The organism is Arthrobacter sp. P1_B11 (genome assembly GCF_056406715.1).
Genome location: NZ_JBFTZQ010000022.1, coordinates 54,425 through 70,041 on the forward strand (window position 1 = coordinate 54,425; position 15,617 = coordinate 70,041).

General features: G+C 61.6%; 11 protein-coding genes. 5 read left to right on the forward strand and 6 right to left on the reverse strand.

The features are described 5' to 3' along the window. Positions 1-995 precede the first annotated feature (995 nt). Both mobF and AC1D14_RS16610 read right to left on the reverse strand, forming a co-directional pair. Positions 996-4,568, reverse strand: a complete 3,573-nt coding sequence (gene mobF, locus AC1D14_RS16605; RefSeq protein WP_476968826.1) for a MobF family relaxase — start codon at positions 4,566-4,568, stop codon at positions 996-998. Next, positions 4,565-5,095: a hypothetical protein gene (locus AC1D14_RS16610; protein WP_476968827.1), complete on the reverse strand. Its 531-nt coding sequence runs from the start codon at positions 5,093-5,095 to the stop codon at positions 4,565-4,567. The genes mobF and AC1D14_RS16610 overlap by 4 nt, the downstream gene beginning before the upstream one ends. A 293-nt stretch (positions 5,096-5,388) precedes the next feature. Between AC1D14_RS16610 and AC1D14_RS16615 the strand changes: the two genes are divergently transcribed. From AC1D14_RS16615 to AC1D14_RS16630, 4 genes are all read left to right on the forward strand, one after another. Then, the gene (locus AC1D14_RS16615) at positions 5,389-5,877 is read left to right on the forward strand and encodes a hypothetical protein (RefSeq protein ID WP_476968828.1); all 489 of its coding nucleotides are present in this window, start codon (positions 5,389-5,391) and stop codon (positions 5,875-5,877) included. After that, positions 5,874-6,902, forward strand: coding sequence for a hypothetical protein (locus AC1D14_RS16620; protein ID WP_476968829.1), 1,029 nt, complete (start codon positions 5,874-5,876; stop codon positions 6,900-6,902). The genes AC1D14_RS16615 and AC1D14_RS16620 overlap by 4 nt, the downstream gene beginning before the upstream one ends. After that, complete coding sequence (locus AC1D14_RS16625) at positions 6,899-7,348, forward strand: hypothetical protein (protein WP_476968830.1); 450 nt, start codon at positions 6,899-6,901, stop codon at positions 7,346-7,348. The genes AC1D14_RS16620 and AC1D14_RS16625 overlap by 4 nt, the downstream gene beginning before the upstream one ends. A 250-nt stretch (positions 7,349-7,598) precedes the next feature. Beyond that, on the forward strand, positions 7,599-8,525 hold the full coding sequence (locus tag AC1D14_RS16630) for an alpha/beta hydrolase (RefSeq protein WP_476968831.1): 927 nt from the start codon (positions 7,599-7,601) through the stop codon (positions 8,523-8,525). 8 nt (positions 8,526-8,533) lie between these two features. Here AC1D14_RS16630 and AC1D14_RS16635 read toward each other — a convergent pair whose 3' ends face one another. Together AC1D14_RS16635 and AC1D14_RS16640 are read right to left on the reverse strand one after the other, a co-directional pair. After that, the gene (locus AC1D14_RS16635) at positions 8,534-9,565 is read right to left on the reverse strand and encodes a DUF4192 domain-containing protein (protein ID WP_476968832.1); all 1,032 of its coding nucleotides are present in this window, start codon (positions 9,563-9,565) and stop codon (positions 8,534-8,536) included. A gap of 542 nt (positions 9,566-10,107) precedes the next feature. Beyond that, positions 10,108-10,248, reverse strand: a complete 141-nt coding sequence (locus tag AC1D14_RS16640; protein WP_476968833.1) for a hypothetical protein — start codon at positions 10,246-10,248, stop codon at positions 10,108-10,110. A gap of 87 nt (positions 10,249-10,335) precedes the next feature. On the opposite strand from AC1D14_RS16640, the gene AC1D14_RS16645 reads away from it, so the two are divergent. After that, positions 10,336-10,722, forward strand: a complete 387-nt coding sequence (locus AC1D14_RS16645) for a helix-turn-helix domain-containing protein (protein WP_476968834.1) — start codon at positions 10,336-10,338, stop codon at positions 10,720-10,722. Between the two features lie 369 nt (positions 10,723-11,091). Here the strand turns inward: AC1D14_RS16645 and AC1D14_RS16650 are convergent, their stop codons facing one another. Together AC1D14_RS16650 and AC1D14_RS16655 are read right to left on the reverse strand one after the other, a co-directional pair. Next, positions 11,092-12,489, reverse strand: coding sequence for an MFS transporter (locus tag AC1D14_RS16650; RefSeq protein ID WP_476968835.1), 1,398 nt, complete (start codon positions 12,487-12,489; stop codon positions 11,092-11,094). 532 nt (positions 12,490-13,021) lie between these two features. Further along, positions 13,022-14,377, reverse strand: a complete 1,356-nt coding sequence (locus tag AC1D14_RS16655) for an MFS transporter (protein WP_476968836.1) — start codon at positions 14,375-14,377, stop codon at positions 13,022-13,024. Between the last annotated feature and the right edge of the window lie 1,240 nt (positions 14,378-15,617).

Consider the following 15,617-nt stretch of genomic DNA (forward strand, 5'->3'; position numbering starts at 1 on the left):
GCAACCCAAGTTCAATGGGCTCCCGTGCAGGAACGCGAGGACATAGACGGCTTCGTCAATCAGGCCATCGAATGGGAAATCGTCGGTGGCGCGTCGGGCGGCATTCCGGCAGGTACTACCTCCGCTTTTGCTCGCCATGGCGCCCGCAAGAACTCTCTGCACGTTACCGCGGAGGGTGAGGAGAGTCGCGGGCCCATAAACTTGGAGGGCCGGACCCAATCGACCGCATCATCATACGCGGGCGGACAACGGACGGGCAGGTACACGTCATGGTTGCACTACCTCTGATAGTGTCACCAATGTCTGCACCCTCTCGCTGCCGGCCGTTCGCGCCATATCCTGCCCATGCATCCAGTGCGGTTGGCTAACTGGGACCTCACCCCTGAGCACGAGGAGAATAATGACGGCTGAAGCCGTTCGCCCGCCCCGAGGGTCGGGCTCCGGCCTTGATCAAGCCTCCCTGCCCGGTGCCCATGCCAGTGAATCTGAAGCCCGTATGTAATAAGTTGCCGGCCATGGTGCCCCAGGCCTGACTTGCGCCGGATCCGGTGAGATAAGCAGAACAGTCCCCCGCCAGATCGGTTCAGGCAGGGCTTCGATCCATGCGGGCTGAACGTGGTCGAACCGGTTCCACTTGATGGTGATCCACGACCCTGTGGGCTCAAGAGCGTCAACGCTGAGAACCGTGAGCTCTGCCGTCGTGCCACTGCTTCGCTTCATGTCGTTGAAGTGATTCCACTTTTCGGTAGCGCCGGCTGCCCATGAACGCCGCCGGCGTGTTCGGACCACCCAGACGGCTCCGGCGACTACGGCCGCGAGGAGTGAAATAGCTACGGTTAGTAGCAGGAACAAATTATGCGGCCGATTGGCGGCCGCGGTCCCTACGAGGTAGACGACACACGCAGCGATTGCCACGCTGCTCAGAATCAAAGCAGGTGTTGCAAGCTTCGGCTTCAGGACTGGGTTCGCATCCACGGATTACCTTCCCGACCAGTTTAGAGTTGCCAGCCGACATTGATAAGGCGGTCTTCCCATTTCTGCGGGCCATCAGTCCACCTAGGGGAATCCACAGGACTGAGGGACGAGACGCCTGCTTGCTCAACGAGTCGATCGATATTTACACGCTGCTCCTTTTGCTCCCAATCGTAAGCCGCAGGAACTGGCCCCAGAGGAAGGGGCGAATCGTCTATGCCCCACCGGTCCCTGAAGATGGCAATTCGGCGAACCACACTAGTGGCCCCTTCTTGAGTGACGAACGGTCCCAAGGCCTCAAAGAGGTTGTGTTTCCATTCGGCGTCACTCACCATCGCGGCCATGGTGACATGGTCCATCCTGTGCCGGATCCGCTCCCGCACCTGGGTGATCATGTTGGCAAGGTCGGGACGAACGGTGCGGAGTTCCTCGGTCAAGGGATCAATGCCTGAGGCGGGCATCGTGGACAGGAACTGCCGGAGCCGGCAGTGGACGACTGCCGCTGTGTCTCGAGCGGAAGCGGTTGGTTCCAGCGCGGCGGAGACAACCCGTTGCGTGCCCGGCCGACTGACTCCAACTGATGTCCGCCACGCAGCTACAACTGCACCCGACGAAGGCGATTGCTGAAACTCGGAGACCCTGCCCGGTGAGCGCGCCGCGAGGAACGCCCTCAGATCCTCAGCCGCTGCCAGTTGTGCGAGGTAGTCGTACTCAGCACTGAGGCGCTCCAAGCTGTCCGCTTTCGACTGCTCGGCATCACGGACTTCGTGGGCCGTTCGTTCGGCGCCTTCGGCGGCAAGGACCTCGCCGAGGATCTGCCGCCACGAGGCTTGCATAGCGGGATCCATAGGCTCGTCATCCAAAGGATCATTCTCGCTGACATACGCGTGGTTTCCCGCGCGTCCCCGGGTCATGCTCACGTACAACAGCTCACGGGTGAGCCGGCCTTGTGTCACCACGGTGTGGCCGGTGTCCACGGTGATGCCCTGCGAGCGGTGGGCCGTCGTCGCATATCCCAGCTCAACGGAAGCCGCAACGTAGTCACGGCTCAAACAAATCGTTGCGCCGGTGTCCCGGCGAACCGCGGTCAGCGAGCCGTCGTGCCTGCCAGTACGGACGACGTCGAGCATGGATCCGTTCCGGATGAAGTCACCGCTGCTGTCTGTTACAGCGCGGTCATTCTGACGGGCAATGACAGTGTCGCCAGTGCCAGCACGAAGTCCGTCGCTGAGCCATACCGAGTTATCCGCATCCACGGCGCCTTGGACCGCGCGATCGGCCTGGGCGCGCTGGTTGAGCATGCTCACCGTGTCATTGTCCGCTGCGATAAGAATAGACGACCTGCCGGCGAGTATGTCGGCCTGCCATCGGAGGTACGCCTGATCGACCATGTCGAGGTACACGCCGTGTTGAATGCGCCCGTGGCTCTCGTAGTCAGCAATGGCACCGAAGTCCCCGGCACGAAGCTTCAGCGAGGCGTCTTGTTCCCACGTCTCCTTGAACCGCCAAATCGTGCTCAGCCGCACCGTTTTGCCTTGCCGGTCCAGCCAGCCGAGGACACCGCCGGCGTCGATCGCGTCCAATTGCCCCGGGTCTCCCACTAAGAGCACCTTGGCTCCGGCATCCCGGGCCTGCTGTACAAGTGCCGACAGCTGCAGGGTGGACACCATGGAGGCTTCGTCGACGACGACCAGTTGGTTGGGATAAAAACGCCACCTGTCCTGTTCGGCGGCAAGCCGGGCGGCTCTCTGGGCGAGGCGCGTCGCCTGCGGGCCTCCGTTAGCCGCCTGATTGGTGAGCCGCTGCTCAGTGTCGAAAAACTGTGCAGCCCGGTTGCCAGCTCCTTGGCCGACAGATTCGTACAGCCACTTGGCGACATTCTCGGTAGCCAGTACAAGCTCCCGCCCAAGGACCTCGGCGCTCGCAGCCGCCGGCGCCAAACCGACCACGGTACCGGCCCCGAACTCCGCTTCCCAGGCAGCCTTGACCGCGCCGAGGGTGGTCGTCTTGCCGGTTCCGGCAGGACCGACGACGGCATCGAGCCGGTGGCCGCTGAGCAGGACGGTGGCTGCTGCCGCCCGCTGGTCGGTGTGCAGATCGAGCCGGCCACGGTGTTTGTAGCTGGCCAGCGATTCCATGGCGACGGTCGCGCTGACCGCAGGGCCACCGTCGTCGTTCCTTGCTTCCAGCACGACGTCCTCATTGGCGAGGGTCCCTGCATCCGTGTCGAGGCGGGATCCGTGGAAATCGAAGATGCTGTGGTCTGCGAATCGGAGATCGGCCTGGGCGTTCGCAGGGAGGGTGTACCGGTACTCATTCAGTGGGACGGACTGGGCTTCGGCAGCGGTGACTACGATGTCAATCATGGTGTGACGGTCCGCCGGTGTGTGGCAGCGTATTTCGGCGCAGACACGTTCGGCTTCTGCGAGAAGGTTCCACCGATTCCAAGTGGCGCGCTTCGTGGCGACGCGCTCGCGGGTCAAGGAGCCCACCGCGTCCACCCAGTCCGGTGTGAAGTCGCAGGCCCGGAACGGAGTTCTATGGGAGCGTCGAATGGTGTTGGCGAGCACTTTTCGGGATTCGAAGCCGTTGGCGGCCGCCCGTGCGCGCCACTGGGCGGAGAGCTGGTGGAACGGGATGGCTGCTTCCGGTTTGGTGGTGCGGGTGGATAGTGTTGCCTGCTGGCGGAGCTTGATGGTGGTTGTCGCGGTTGGGGGAGCGCCGTGACTGGCGGTCCATTCGGCCACCAGCCGGTCAGTTTCGAGATCGATGAGGCGCGAGCGGTTGGAGAATTCGCGGATCAGGGCGTCGTCAATGCCGGTCAGTTGCTGGCTGGGGTTGTGGGTGTTCGCAGACGGCACTCGGACATCCGTATCGGTGCCGAGGTTCCGGTGGAGGGCGTCGAAGAGGAGACCGTTGTAGTGCTCGCTGGCCGCCACCGCCGCCTTGTACAGAGTCCGCGAATCAAGGGTGACCCATGCGCCGTCGGTGATGCGCTGGACGCGGTTGGCGATGACCATATGGGTATGGAGCTGCGGATCCCCGGCCCGCGACTCCCAGTGGTCGAAGGCGGCAGCGATGGCTCCCCGGATGCCGAGGTGGGCGACACCGTTGCGGCCGGCCCTCGTGTGGATGACGTAAGTTTCGAGCCATTGCAGGGTGGCGCTGACGGCGTCGTGGTGTGTCTGGAGCATTTCGTTCTGGAGCGCGCGGGGGCTCAGTGCCCAGAGAACGGACACCGATTTGGGGACGCTGAAGGTGAGGTCAAAGCCGGCGACGGCGTGCCGCGTTTCGGAGCGTCCCTGGCTGTTTTGGACGATGGTGGGTTGGCCGTGGAGGCGGCCCAGGGGAGCGCCGGAGTCCGGGTGGGCGGCATGGTCGAAGATGGCCTCGGCGTCTGTTTCGGTGACGGCGTCCCCGCTGGTCCGGTTTATGCCTTGCAGGCCGGAGCCGAGCCAGCGGCCCTGTGGGGTTCCGGCTTTCATGTAGTAGGTGGTGGCATCCGCGGGCGCAAATGTTAGATCGTCCATCATGGTGGTCTTAAAGAGGTACTTCAGGCCCGACTGGGCGGAGAGCCGGGCGATGGACATGGTCATGGCTTTTGCACCCTGGCTTGGCTGCTGGCTGCCGTCCACCCGCGGCGGCGGAAGAGTGTCTTGGTGCTGTTGTGGAGCTCGGCTCCGTTGGTACGCGAGACGGCCAAGAGCCTGCCGGCGAGGTGAACGAGGTCGTGGGAATCGGTCTGGTGGATATTTTGCAGTCGTGCCAGTTCGGCACGGAGGTTCCGGATGACTTCGCGCTGCTCTGTGTTCTCGGCTTCGAGCCGGTCGATGTCCTCGGCTTGGGATCGGAGCTGGATGCGGAGGGAATCTTGGCCTTGTCGGCTGCTGAAGAGAGCGGCAGCCAGCCTTGCCCGCGACTTGCCGTGGACGGAAACCGGGCCTGATTCAGCAACGGTGTCCCGGAGCTGAATGGCCGCGGCGGGAGCCGGGCTCGCTACGGCAACGGTGTGCCGCCGTCGTCGATCGCGTTGTCTGTTGGCGCAGCGCGTGGAACAGAAGCGCTGAGACGAGCGCGACGGCGCGAAGCTCTCGCCACATTCCCTGCAACTCTTCCCGCTCACGTTGGTTCATCTTTGCGGGCTCTGGTTACGACATGACTTGCCGTGAGTCCACACTCACGGCGAATGCCTTGGATGCCAGAGGTGTGAGGTTCTTGGGCGCTAGGGGCCGTCCGAGGCTTGAGTCGCCGGGGACAGCATGCAGGGAGGCGATGAGTTGATCGGCTCTGGACATGTCCAGAGCTTGAGCGTTCAATGGAACTGAGGCGATTCTCGACGGTCCTGGAAGAGGGGGCCGTTGGATTGAACGGCGACCGGGCGGCACACGTCGGCAACGGCTGCAGGATGGGGTTCCGATGGACGGTACAGCTTCCGCCAAATATTCGCCGGCGCGATGCGCCGCGGAGGGTTTCCTCGCACTCAATCTGCCGAGCCATCTTTCGTTGGAACGGCTGATATCGATTGTTGAGAACCTCCGGCAGCGGCGGATTGAGGTCGATGTTTCCGAGTCCCTGAATGGGGGAACGGTTTGCGGGTTGTGGCTGTCCACGGATAGCGCAGAAATAATCCTGCACGCGCCGACCCCGTCAGCGCTACATCGCCAGCAATTCATCCTTCACGAACTGGGCCATATGGTGCTCCGACACGATGAGTTGGTGGTGTCCTCAGATTATGCGGAGACGTTGTTTCCCAACCTCTCCGGCGAGAAGGTATCGCGGATCCTGAGGCGAAGTGACTTCCTGGACCATATCGAGGCCGCTGCCGAAACATTGGCGGATCTCTTTGCCGCTGCCATCCGGGACAGCAGCCTCGAGCCGCGGTCGTTTGAACAGATCTTCGGATGATTCAGGCCATTGCCGCAGCCGTCATCTGGTGTCTGGCGCTGTGCCTCCTGCCGGATCTGAAGCGGCGCAAGGACCAGAGCATCCTGGTGGCGGCCGTTACCATCGCCACTGCGCTCACGCTCAACGTCGACCGAATCTACATCGCGGGGGACCAGCTCCTCGGGAACCGCAATCTGCTGGACCTTGTCGCCAATATCTTCATGGTTGTCGGTATCTACTTCCTGTCCCGTGCGATCCTTCGGGCCGCCGATGTCAGCGAGACGGTGGGCATCCAAAACAGAGCAGGGCTTTCGGTTCTCGGGATTGTCGTTCTGGCCTTGATTGTCAGCTTCAGCTTGGTTGATGCTCCGTGGACGTCCAGTTCCTTTATGAGGGATTTCGGTAGCCAGTGGCCGGCGGCCGTGTACTCGAGTGTTCAGTTCCTCTACATCGGTGTGGTGGTGGCCATCACCGGCTTTACCTGCTTCAGGTTCCGGGCCGCAATGGCAAGACCGTACTTCCGCGTCGCTTTTGTGTTCATCGGCCTGGGATGCGCTCTGGCTGTAGTGCTGGTCCTTGCCGTGCTGGGGATGGACGTTCTTCATCTCAGGGGGGAGCTTGAGGCAATGACGCGTCTCTCCTACGTCTACGACGCGGCCGAAGTGGGCGCCATGGTTTTCCTCTGCGCGGGTCTCGCCTTACCGCCGGCCGCGCGTCGGCTGGAGCACAGGTCCGATGCCCGGGCCGCAGCTGTCCTCGTCGACCGACTGTCTGGGCCGTGGGACCGAATAACGTCAGAGCGATCTGAGGTCCGACTGAGTGTGGCTCAGACTGTGATTGACGGCACCGATGCACCCAAGCGCCGGCTGCATAGGATGCTTGTAGAGATTCAGGACGCACTGTTCGTGGACCCAAGTCTTGCCCAATTGCTGAGTCAGAATGATTTGGATGTTCTCAGAGAAGCGGAGCAGCATCTCGGAGCCCGGTTTGCAGCATCCGGACATCGACGGCCAGGGTTGTCACGGAAAGGGGACACGACTGCGTGACCGACAGCGACGGTGGGATCTCCGAACAGCCGCAGGCGAAACTCGCGCGGAAGCTAAATCTACTCCTGGATCTTTTTGAGGCCCAAGGTTCATCGCCCTTGACATATCCGCAGATAAGCAAGCACATGTCAGACCGCGGAACGCCATTATCTCGCTCCCGCTGGGCCTACATGCGTGCCGGGGACAGTTCGATGGCGACGGACCCGGTGCTTTTGCAGAACCTCGCCGAATTCTTCGGCGTTGACCCCAGATACCTTTTGGACGACGACGGCGAGGTCCCCGATTTGGTGGATGCACAGCTCGAACTACTGCGTACACTGCGGGAAAACCGCGTGAGAAACTTCGCTGCGAGACAGCTGCACGGGGTTTCTCCGGAGACATTACTGCGGCTCCGCCAAGCCATCGACGGACGCCTGAAAGCTCCCGAGGACGAGGCCGATGCGTAGGGCCGCTACGGCTGTGGCCATAGGTTGTGGCATTGCTGGCGCCGCCGCCTTCCTCGCTGCGGCCTATTTTGCCCGGCAAGTTGTGGTGCCCAAGAGGCTGCGGAGGGAAGATCTGCAAATCCATCGTGTGTTCCACGACGCCGACGAAACGCTGATGGTGGAGTTGCCGGCATCGGCACGGACGACGGCTCCAGGCCGCTACAGCATCTGGTTTGCAAACGGCACAGGCCACGCCTGCATTGGAGAGATCATGGCCTCTGACCATGCTGCGGGGACCGTAACCCGCCTCGTTGAACGGGTCGACTCCGGCGATCTCAGGACTGCCAAGGCCGGCATCTGGAGCGGATACGTCTATCCGACGCCGCATCCGTTAGGGCTGCTCTACTCGGACGTTGAGATTTCGATCGAGAATGGCATGGCACCCGCCTGGAAGTTCACACCGACGCAGCCGTCCGGAGATTATTCCAGTTGGGCCATCCATATCCATGGCTTGGGCGGATCGAAAGCCGGCGCACTCCGCGGCGTGCCCGTTGCGGACCGACTGGGATACACATCCCTGGTTGTTTCACTCCGGAACGACCGCGATGCGCCTGCTTCCACGGACGGCCGGTACCACCTTGGGCAGTCCGAATGGCACGATGTCGAAGCTGCGGTGAAATATGCCGTGGGCCAAGGTGCACGCCAAATAGTGCTCTTCGGCTGGTCGCTCGGTGCCTCCATCGCCCTTCAGCTAGCGGCATCTTCGGAGTATCGGCCCCTCATTTCCCGGCTCGTGCTCAATGCCCCCGTTATCGACTGGAGCAGAACGCTAGTGGCCAACGCCCGATCCAGCATGCTTCCCGGCTGGGTTGCCCGGCTTGGACTGCACATGCTTGGGTCATCCGGTACGCGCTGGATCACCGGCTTAGACACTCCTTTGAGCTTTCCTGCCTTGGACTTTTTGGCCCGGGCGGAGGAACTCAGTGTGCCCATCCTTGTCATCCACAACGAAGGGGACTGCTCGACACCCTTTGCCATTTCGCGGGAGTTCGTCGCCCGGCGTCCCGAGCTGGCAATGCTGCTCACTTTCCCGTCCGCGGAGCATACGCAGGAGTGGAATTCCGATCCGGACGGATGGGACGCGGCGGTGGAGAGCTGGCTCCGGAACGTCCCGCCGTCGTCGTCCGCATCCCTATAACTGCGCCGCTACGAGGCTTCGAGGCCCCAGGGCCGGAAGGCCCGGTCTTTGTCCATGTTCCAGCCGGCGACCATTCCGGATCCGATCATGAGGTCGCTGAGCCTGGCCAAGCGGTAGGCGGGGTCTGCTTCGAGGGCGAGTTGGAGGAACTGGTGTGCTTTGCTGCCTCGGCCTTCCCACCAGTTGACGAAGGCGATCGCGGTGAGGATAGGGGCGGAGTGTCTGGTGCTGCTGTGCGTGTAGGCGTGGAGCAGCAGTTGCTGTGCCCATTCGACCCGGGACCACTGGGGCCCGCCGTGTGTTTGGGCCAGGAGAACCCGGTCCATCGGTTCGTCGATTCCGGGGATATCGGCCATGAGTTGGTCGCGGATGGCGGGTGCCTGGAAGTTCGCAATCAGGCTGATGGTCTGGTCGTCGTTGGGGTAGGAGATCGCGTCCAGCATGCCGCCCCAGAGTGTTCTGGCTTGTTCGAGGGCTTCGCCCGGGTTCATGCTGTGTATTGTTTTCACGCGGTCGTCGACGGCGTCCGCTGTGCGGCTTTCTTTTGTCGGGGCCGGCAGGGTGATGTGGTTTGTTGGTGCGATGGTGCTGCCGCGGTAGACGAATTCGGCGTTGATCTGGCTGGACTGGGTCGCCTTCAGCGGGAGGGTTAGTCCGTCCTGGGGGTCGGCGTCGTAGGGGGAGACGGTGTTGTCTGCGACGAGGAGCCCGTCGCGGATGGTCATTCCGCGCTCGACCAGGGCGCACGTCAATGCTGCGATGGTTGCGGCGTGCGGTTTGGGCTGTCCGGGTTTGTGGGGCTCGGAGGTGTAGACGGCGAAGAGCACGCTGGCGGCGCTGGCGTCGTGGGCAAGGTAGTCGGCCACTGTGCGGGCGTATCTGAGTCCGCCCTCGCGTGTGGGGAGGTCGACTCTGAGTGTTGCGCCGACGCGGTTGGTGTCCAGGGTGATGCAGACGAGGCTCTCGTGCGGCCAGAACCCGAGGGTGTGCCCTATGAAACTGAGGACGTCGGCTGGGGTTTTGAGGGTGAGCGGTTCCATGTTCCTTCTCCTTCAGCTACTGGCGGGCACCGGTTGTGTCTGTCAGATTTTCGGCGTCGTTCTGATACACGGAGTCACCGCTGGGTGTGAGGGTCCGGAGGGCAACTTGGGGAACCGGGAACGATTCAAAGTTTCGTGAGGAAATAAGCGACGGAGGAGCGCCGAACGAATCTTTGAATCGAGTCCGGCGCGGTAGCGTCCTGGTTGCGTGGAGGACCCGCCCAGCGATGATGGGGGTTCAGAATGACAAACAGCGAAGTTGCATCTGATGGTTCATGGAGGTGGGGGAGTGGGGCGGCATGACCGAGCGCCTCATCCTCGGCCCGTGAGGCACTCGCAAGCCCAAAGAGTTATGCACTGCCGGCGCTAGAGTCGCGGATTATGGGCCACGGGAACCACCCCGGAAGGAGTATGGACGGCCAATTGCCGGCCATATGTCGCACTGCTGTCTGGGACCGAGTCCRTAGTGTCAGGTGGCGACCTGACAGTTTCTCGAGCCATTGTCAGAAAAGCTTGGTTATTGTTGAAGCCTGGCAGGACGCCTAGATTTCGCGGGTGCGTTTGGCTTTGCTGGTAGCAGTAGCCGCAGAGCCCGCCGTCGGCAGCGTCCGGTACCCGGGGGCGGGCACGAGAGTGCCGTCGGCGTAGGGGACGCCGGCAAGTTGGAACTGGGTACCCGTCATGAACCCGCGGTGGATGCATCCGGACTGGCACGTCGTGCACGACTGAGGCCAGAAGACGCGGGCCTTCCGGCAGGTCCGAATCGCCAGGTGGCAGGGCTGAGGCGAAGTGAAGTTGCGCGGCTCGCTGACGTCAGGGTTGAGTACTACGCCAAGCTCGAGCGCGGTTCCATCGCTGGCGCATCCGCGTCCGTGCTCGAATCCCTCGCCCGTGCCCTCCGCCTTGACGACACTGAGCGTGCGCACCAATTCAACCCGACCCGGGCGGCAGACGGCATCCCCACCTCCGGGCGGCCGCACCCCGAACCTCGCGCGGTTCCAGTTCCTCGACCCGACTGGGCGCGACTTCTACCCCGACTGGGCGCTGTTCAGCGAGATGCGACGGGGGTAGGTAGGGTCATGGATGATGACTGGGCGCTTCCTGCGCACAGGAAAAGCCGCGGAAGCGTCCAACGCTTCTCGCGCCCCATCCAATGATTTGAGCGGGCCCAAGTCCCTGATAAAGCCTTCTTGCACATGACGCCTGCGTAGAGAGGATCCCGGATGGTATCGCCCGAGTGACTTCCGTGGGCGTTCTCAAGACAGATTCCTGCATCAGGCGAAGCCTGCTGAATATCGCCTGAAAGGAATATTGGATACATGAATTCCTCTTCGTTGGAGCGGCCGCCACCGGACGAGCTATCCGAACACCCCTTCAAAAGAAGCTGACCATAACCACCCCATAGCAGCGTAGCCTCCACGGCTAACTCACGGGCATCACCATCAACGACCAGAAGCGGTCCGCATAGCCTGCTTGCTCACAGAATCACTCCCAAGGAAGGCTTCCGCGGCCCGGTCTACCGCCAACTACCGAATTTCATCTTCAAGGGCGTCGGATCGCTTGTCCGCTACTCGAGGGGAGCGCGTTATCAGGTTGTGGATGAGGAGTGAGATGAACACCGCTAGGCAGAGGATTGCGCCGATGGCGAGCGTTGTACTGATCCCGGCACTGGTGGGATGAAGATCCGGCGCAATGTTTCCCGCGAGCACTGCGCCCGAGACCGCTGTGCCGAAAGCGCTTCCCACCGTGCGTAGGACTTGATTGAAGCTCACGGAACTGCCCAACTCCTCAGCTGCCACGCTGCGGGCGACCAGCGCCGGCATAGCAGCGTAGCTCGTCCCCATTCCCAGACCGAACACGAGCATTCCGATCAGGATCTCCCAGAGTTCGCCATGAGCAAACCAGAGCAGCATTCCGGCTGCCGTCATCAAGCCGGCACCGATGGGCAGCAGCGTTGCCAAACGGATTCGACGAGACAGGCGGCGCACGAGACGGTTCGCGCCGAAGCTTCCCACCGACAGCGGGAACATCACGAAACCTGCCCAAAACACAGGTAGTGCGATGCCGTAGCCGGTGGCGGTCGGGGCTTGGGCAACGAGGCTGGAAATCGAGAGGCCGATATACATCGCGGCACCTAGCCCGACTGCTGTGCCGTTGGCCAGCAGCACTTCACCGGTTCGGAGGACTCGAAGGTTGATCAGCGGATGCCCAGTCCGCAATTCAACCCGTACCCAAGCCACGACGACGGCAGTAGCGAAGATGAAGGCGCCGATGGTCCAAGGTGAGCCCCACCCCCAGTTCGGTCCTTCACCAATGCCAAAGAGGAGAGCGCAGAGACCGAGGCCGAGCAGGCCCGCGCCGGTGTAGTCGAATGGCACTCGTGGCTGTTTGTCGGGTCCTGCCGGCACGACGCGGAAGACGACAATAATCGCTGTGACCACGAACAACGACGCGAACCAAAACGCGAACCGGAAATCGAAGAGTCCTGCAATGATTCCCGTCAAGGGATAGCCGATTCCAATCCCGGTTGACAGGGTCACTGACAGGCTGGAGATGGAAAACTGCACCCTGTCGGCTTGGAGGTACCGTCGAGCCAGGGCGATCGTCACCGGAACGATCCCATAGGTCAGACCCTGAAGGGCCCGGCCGACCAGGAACACGGTGAAGTTTGGCGCCACAGCGGCGGTGATGGACCCAATGAGGATGATCGACAGTGACGACAGCAGGAGTCGTTTTTTATGGGGTCCATCACTGAGTCGGCCCATGACGGGGGTCGCGACAGCGCCGACTAGGAGATTGAGGGTGAGCATCCACTGCGCTGTACTAACGGAAACGTCCATCTCGTGGGAGATGGACGGCACCAGCAGCATACCCAGCGAGCTTACGATTGCCGTGGAGAGTGCCGCGTAGACCAGAGCCGGCATTAGGCGGGAGCCTGTTTCAGCCAAAGGATGCCTCCGATCCAAGTCTCCGCAGGACGGGGATGACCGCGTGCAATGTCTTCCGCTCGTCCAGAGGCCAAGGGACGAGGGAGGAGCGAGGCGTGCGCGTTTCGTCCGGCCTTTCGAGCGTCTTCAGATGGATCGTTCTCCTTTCGTGCTCACAGCGAACGGATCGCGTGCATTGACCTGCCGGGCATACCCATCCGGCTGGTTCCCCAATCGGGGCCCCGAGCGACTGGGCCCTGCCCGTCGATTGGGGATCCCCTGGTTGGCGCACACCTTCGTTTACGCGTTAGCGGTGTAGATTGAGCCGCGTCGGAGTTAGAAGCGGATCAGGCATAACTCCGACCGTGGTAGGCAAATCGAACCATTGGCTTGCACCGAAAGTCTCGCGGCCGAGGGCGACCTATAACGGCTGACCTTGCACAATAGATTACGGTGGTGCCGTGGCCTTAGCGCCCCGGACACCGGGCCCGCTTCTCGGCAATGGAAGTACGCACCGAACCGGACATCATCAGTCCCGCGGACTGCTAAGCGCCGGCTCCTCTACCGCCTCTCCAGAAGATTTCTGTACGCCGTGGCGAAGCGTGACGTGCCGAGTCTCGGGAGTCATAAAGATGCCGATCAAGCCCAAGAATGACACTGCAATCGCGTAATAAGCGGGAGCCATGGGTGACCCCGTGCTCTCAACCAATGCGGCTGCGATAAGGGGCGTCGTTCCACCAAAGATCGCCGCGCCAACGTTGAAGGAAATGGCATGCCCGGTAGCTCGCAAGGAAGTTGGGAAGAGTTCCAGCATGACAGCGAATACAGACCCAGCGTAAATGCCCACGCCTACACAGATGAGGGACTGTCCTACTAATGCTCCGAGAACAGTTCCTGAGGATGCGAGTGCGAAGGCCGGAATAACGGTCAGCATGAACCAGGCCGCGCCGACGAGCAAGACTGGCTTTCGTCCGAACTTGTCTGTCACCGTCCCGACTATTGGCAAGAGGACTACGATTATGGTTAGGGTTGCGGCATTCGTCAGAAGTGCTTCGGTGTGTCCCAACCCTTGCTCGGTCGTAAAGGTAAACATGTAGCCCAAGACCAGATACGCACTAACCGCTTGGATAGCTAGCAGTAGAACTACGAGCACCATCGATTTCGCGCGCGATTTTGCCACTCCCAGGACAGGGTTGCTCACCTGCTGCTGCTGCTGCGCCTGCTGTTCCATGGCTTCCGTGTATTCGTCGGGGTCATCGAGTTTGCGGCGCAGCAGGTAGCCAACGAGCGCAACGACGCCTCCAAGAATGAATGGCAAGCGCCAACCCCACTCTTCATAAGAGTCACCCAAGGCCGAACTGAAGCCGAGAATGATTAGCCCCGTCACCACCGCCGGGGAGTACGAAAACGAAGCCACTATGCCGACCCAGCGCCCTCTTTGGCCTTCAGGTGCAGACTCAATTACGTACGTATAACTTCCGGATGATTCGCCGCCCATAGATAGCCCCTGAGCAAGGCGGCAGAGAACGAGCAGGATCGTGGCGGTGATTCCGATTGAGTCATAGCTGGGGAGCAGTCCGATCGCCATTGTTCCGAGGCCCATCAGAACCACAGTCCATGCGAGCACGACGATGCGTCCACGTTTGTCGGCCATAACGCCAAAAACGAATCCCCCAACAGGACGGGCAAGGAACGCGAGCGCGTACACAGCGAACGTTCCGAGGATCCCGGCAGTCGGATTCGACGAAGGAAAGAAGTGCTGGGCCAGGATCGGCGCGGTGAGCGCATAAACGGTGAAGTCATAGACCTCGCCGAAGTTCCCAACGGAAGCGCCGGCTAACCGACGGATGGCCCGTCGTCTTTGCATTGATGTCGACACTGACACTGACGCTCCTTGGTTGATCGAGTTTTGGGTCCCCTTTGGAGAGCGGGGTCGCGAATGCAGGCACGGGAGCAGCGATTTGAATGCTTCGCGCGTGTTCGAATATCCGAACGCGGAAACGGTTATTTGAACGCTACTAAGGGTCGTGGTGGATGTCAACAGTTCTATGTCGGACATGATGGCGGCGCCGCCGTCCCGATGCGACGTAAGAGTCTATTGGGCTGTCGATTCGTGTTCCCGCACATACCCTGGCCCCACACCCGGCAAAAGGGTCACAAGTGCGCGCCGAACGGAGTGTGCAGGCTCTTCCCGTACCGCGCGCCGAGAGGAGAGGCCAGGCCCCCGCCCGGAAGAAGAAAGCGGCGCTCCACTCCACCGATACGACAGTTCCAGAGGACCTGCGCCCTTGGGCCGCCGATTGCGGAGGCCGGCCTGCCGTCGTCGAGCCGGTCTTACCTTTGAAGCGACCGCTTGGGAGCGGTCGCGCGCAAGAGATCCGTATTATTATCGGCCGCTCGCCACGTGCAAGTATCGACAGTCCGTCCGTCCATCTTGGGCCCGAAACCTTCTCGTGCCGTCTCGGGGACGACCAGTTGCACCCTGGGCGCCTATACGAGATACTGAATGTATATTTTTATTTATGAACCGCATTATGTGGGATCCACTTTCCAAATCCGTCAAGTGAAGGCGGCCGGTCGGGACCGAAGCTCCTTGCGTGGGGGAGGCCCACCAATGCGGTGGCACAGTCGTGGCGTTATCATATCGCTGGGGCTTACCCGTTCGTTCGCGAGGAAACCTGGGGGGCAGCGGCCGGACTTCGCTGGCGTCTTCGCACCCAGACTAGATTCCATCAATTGAAATGAGTGTTGTAGTGATGGAGAACCCGAACCACCTGCCTGTTGCCGTCATCATTGGCGCCACTTCCAAGTGGCAGGCCGATGGCAGGAACACAGTTTTCGCACACGGAGGCCAACTGAGTGATGACGACATCCCTCCGCAAATGCGGTGGGGTCTCGGAGGCGCGCTGGCCCAGAAATKCGCCAGCGAGGGGCATTTTGTTTGTCTCACGACGCGTTCTCGCGCCAACTGACTCGCCCGGTCGGATTCAATTACAGATATGGGAGGCGCTTGTATGACGCTCGAGTTGGACGTCAGTTCGGAAGATTCAATTTCGTCCGCTTTCGCAGCGATTCGCGAATCTGCGGGCGATCCTGAAGTGTTGATTTACAACGCTGGTTACATG